Here is a 4,301-nt window from a genome sequence, read left to right on the forward strand (position 1 = left end):
AATCCACTTACAAGATTATACATCTACCCGCTGATTGGCAATCAAGTCGCTTAAGAAGCCAATGTGATCACAATAAAAGTATACATTCGCACCGACCCCTGAGATCCAGGCCGCCCCCGATCGCTACAATCGGCAGATTTAAACTATTCAGCAAACCGCCACACATCTTCCCGAAATACCAGTAGATAACCCATCTTAAGGATGATCAATACTTACCACAACGTCGATGTAGATAAATACCCACGAGGAACTCATCACACATGCAGGGATGTGGGTCATTGCCGGTAAGAGAGTGCTAGCAAGAAATCGCACCAGATCTCTGGGGAGCCTGAAGAAACAGAGCTGCCTAAGATCAAGTTCTCTTGAATCCGGACTGATTTGTTTTACTTACTTACGAATAGACAACGGGTGACAAAGCTTTAAATCAAATCGATAAGAGGTTTGTCGCCTCTGCAGATATCACCTCATTGGCCCAGAACATAAGATCTACGGAAGGAGTTATTACGATGCTTGTATTGTCGAGACAACGCGACGAGAGCATCATCATCGGTGACAATATTGTCATTACTATTGTCGATATCCGGGGTGATAAAGTACGGTTAGGGATTCAGGCTCCAACAGAAATTCCAGTGCACCGTCAAGAAGTGTACGATGCAATTCAGAGAGAAAACGCGCTGAAAGAATCTGGAGAGCACCGCCCTACGCCACAGTCGCCATCGAAAAATGCTGGCGAGCGATCATCCTGAGCGATGAAGACGTTCGTGATACAGAAAATGGCCAACTTTCAATTAAAGATTAATTGAATAACTGCAGGGGGATGATTGGCATGACGCCAGCTCCCCCTGTTTTTCTTAGTACGTGGCATATTCATCTGCTGCGTTTTTGAAAAAAGCCGCTTACAATGGATCAGGCAGAACCAGTGATACCGTCCAGTGCCGATCAGACGTCTTTTGCACCGCATCTGGCGGCAAGCCACATTGTTCCAACAATGCCCGCACTTCGTCTAATGTCAGGGCGGCGTGTAAGGAATCGTGGAACAATTGCCGTTGACGCGGGTTTGCCTGCCCCGCATATTGTTTGACCAATCGTTCTAACTCTACTTGAGATTCGGGTCTGAGCAGGTCGCGCAAAAAAATGAAACCACCTGATTTGACGACACGGACGATTTCGCGAATAACGCTTCCTGGTTCCGGTATATGGTGAATCAGGCTGTTGGAAATGACCCCCTCAAACGACTGATCTGAACAGGGAAGCTGTTTGGCATCCGCCCGTTCCAGTGATATCACGTGCTCCAGCCCTGCCTGCAGCAGATTCCTCTCTGCAATTTTCAACATCTCAACCGCTAAATCTGTCGCAACAACTCTGACGCAGTTATTCCGTTGACAGACTTCGATCGGGATCAGCGCAGTGCCTGTACCCAGATCAAGTAGTGAGACTGACCGCTGATTGCCAGCGCCCGTACGAGCCGTTACCAGTTCCAGCACATCCTCGGCGAACATCCGGTTGACTTCGCTGTGATCCATTGAATTATAGTCAATCGCTTCCTCGCGCGTGTCCATGACTTCCGGTTCAAGCTGACGAGGAATCATATCCGGTTCCCTTCAAACACAGGAATGGTTTGAAAACAGTACCCAAAAAAAAGAGCCCTCACAAAACTGGTGAGGGCTCAATCTGATTTTTAGTTTGACATCGTTGAAAGTTAAAGGCCAGCCTTCTTACTCAGAAGAATCGCCCCCGCCTTCAACCGAACCGACGGTCGCCAGTTCTTCTGTTTCCGCTTCGTACGAACCATCAAAGTCCAGTCGCTTTTCATCGCCGACCATGGTGACTTTCACCAGTACTTTATTCTTACCTTCGAAGGCACCACGCAGCAGTTCTTCTGCCAGAGGATCTTCGATATAGCGTTCCACAGAACGACGTAGCGGACGAGCACCGTAATCGAGCTCGCCACCTTCGGAACCTTTATCGATAATGAACTCTCGTGATTCATCGGTCAGTTCCAGAATCACGCCCTGTTCTTTCAGACGGCTGCGTACTTTGCTGAGTTCGATATCGACAATCTGCTTCAATTCTTCGCGCGTCAGTTTGCGGAAGACGACAACTTCATCAAGACGGCCCAGAAACTCGGGCTTAAATTCTTTCTGAAGATCGTGCATCAGATTGCGTTTCATGGCTTCGTAGCTGGTATCATCGTCGGCTTTACGGAAACCAAAGGCATCTCCATGAGCCATTCCCTGAGCACCGGCATTCGTCGTCATGATCAGTACGACATTCTTGAAGTCCACCTTGCGACCAAAACTGTCTGTCAGGTGCCCTTCTTCCATAATCTGTAACAACATATTGAACACGTCCGGATGTGCTTTTTCAATTTCATCCAGCAGCACAACAGCATAAGGCCGACGGCGGATTTTCTCGGTCAACTGGCCGCCTTCTTCAAAGCCTACATATCCCGGAGGAGCACCGATCAGACGACTGACGTTGTGCTTCTCCATATATTCACTCATGTCGATCTGAATCAGAGCCGATTCATCACCGAACATGAATTCTGCCAGTGTTTTGGCCAATAATGTCTTTCCCACACCGGTTGGACCGGAGAATAGAAAGGCGCCCATCGGTCGCTTAGGATCTTTCAGCCCACTGCGGCTGCGGCGAACGGCTTTGGATACCTGTTTGATGGCTTCATCCTGACTGATGACCCGCTGATGCAGTTCATCTTCCATATGGAGCAGACGTACGGTGTCTTCACTGGAAAGCCGCGTCAGTGGCACGCCGGTAATCTTGGCAACCACTTCAGCAACCACTTCCGCATCAACTACACCGTCTACTTCTTTGGACTTTTCACGCCATTCCTGCGTTAAAGTTTCTTTTCGTTTCTTTAACTTATCAGCCTGATCACGAAGATTTGCTGCCAGTTCGAAATCCTGGTTGGCAACCGCTTCTTCTTTCGATTGATTCAGACGCTCTGATTCCTCTTCCAGTTCTTTCAAATCGGGAGGACGGACCATTGATTTCAAACGGATACGAGCACCCGCTTCGTCGATCACGTCAATCGCCTTATCGGGCAAACAACGGCCGGTAATGTAACGTGAAGACAACTCCACCGCTTTTTCCAGGGCATCATCGGTAATCTGTACTTTATGGTGCTCTTCGTAGCGTTCCCGTAAACCACGCAGAATTTCGACCGTCTGTTTGTCGGTCGGTGGTTCCACCATGACGTTCTGGAAACGTCTTTCCAAAGCGCTGTCTTTTTCAATGTATTTGCGGTATTCGTCCAGAGTGGTTGCACCAATACACTGTAATTCACCCCGGCTCAAAGCGGGCTTCAATACATTCGAAGCATCAATCGCGCCTTCGGCGCCACCGGCTCCGACAAGTGTGTGCAATTCGTCGATGAACAGAATCGTATTTTTCGCACGACGCACTTCGTTCATGACGGCTTTAATGCGTTCTTCAAACTGACCGCGATATTTCGTACCGGCCACCATCATCGCCAGGTCCAGCACAACGATACGGCGATCGCGGAGCAGGTCGGGAACTTCCCCGTTGACAACCATCTGGGCAAAACCTTCGACAATCGCGGTTTTTCCAACGCCGGCTTCCCCCAGTAAAACCGGGTTATTCTTTTGACGGCGACAGAGAATCTGAATCACGCGTTCAATTTCCTTGGCACGTCCAATCACCGGGTCGAGTTTTTTCTGCTTGGCAAGTTCAGTCAAATCGCGACCAAAACTGTCCAGAGCAGGTGTTTTGCTTTTGCCGGCTTTCTGGCTGCCTGCACCCGGTGTCCGTTCGCCCGCTTCTGCCCCTTCCAGGCCATGGCCCAGAAGATTCAAAACTTCTTCGCGAACTTCTTCCAGTTTCAAACCCAAATTCATCAAGACCTGAGCGGCAACGCCATCCTGCTCTCGCAATAAACCCAGCAGAAGGTGCTCAGTTCCCACATAGTTATGGTTCAGATTCCGGGCCTCTTCCATCGCATATTCAATGACTTTTTTCGCCCGAGGTGTTTGAGGCAGCTTGCCCATCGTGACCATATCGGGCCCCGACTGCACAATCTTCTCTACTTCCAGACGGATTTTTCTCAAATCCACGTCCAGATTTTTCAGCACATTTGCTGCCACCCCAGAACCTTCTTTGACTAAACCAAGAAGGATATGTTCGGTCCCGATATATTCGTGATTAAACCGTTGAGCCTCCTGATTGGCCAACTGCATCACTTTTCGAGCTCGATCTGTAAACCGCTCGTACATAACTTGTTTCTCCTGTGGCCCTGTTTCATGTCGGGCACTTTTGGATGAACA

Annotated in this window: 3 protein-coding genes; 1 reads left to right on the top strand and 2 read right to left on the bottom strand. The window is 49.2% G+C overall.

Translation table 11 applies throughout. The annotated features are described in order from the left end of the window. Positions 1 to 506: 506 nt before the first annotated feature. On the top strand, positions 507 to 746 hold the full coding sequence (csrA, locus tag Q0294_RS11445) for a carbon storage regulator CsrA (protein WP_299465020.1): 240 nt from the start codon (positions 507 to 509) through the stop codon (positions 744 to 746). A 150-nt stretch (positions 747 to 896) separates the two neighbouring features. Here the strand turns inward: csrA and Q0294_RS11450 are convergent, their stop codons facing one another. Both Q0294_RS11450 and Q0294_RS11455 read right to left on the bottom strand, forming a co-directional pair. Next, a complete protein-coding gene (locus Q0294_RS11450; RefSeq protein ID WP_299465023.1) occupies positions 897 to 1,589 on the bottom strand; it encodes a class I SAM-dependent methyltransferase in 693 nt (230 codons plus the stop codon). A gap of 126 nt (positions 1,590 to 1,715) precedes the next feature. Beyond that, positions 1,716 to 4,250 (bottom strand): ATP-dependent Clp protease ATP-binding subunit, encoded by a 2,535-nt coding sequence (locus Q0294_RS11455; RefSeq protein WP_366917968.1) that lies wholly within the window; start codon positions 4,248 to 4,250, stop codon positions 1,716 to 1,718. Positions 4,251 to 4,301: the final 51 nt, after the last annotated feature.

Source organism: uncultured Gimesia sp., assembly GCF_937919775.1.
Lineage (GTDB): Bacteria > Planctomycetota > Planctomycetia > Planctomycetales > Planctomycetaceae > Gimesia.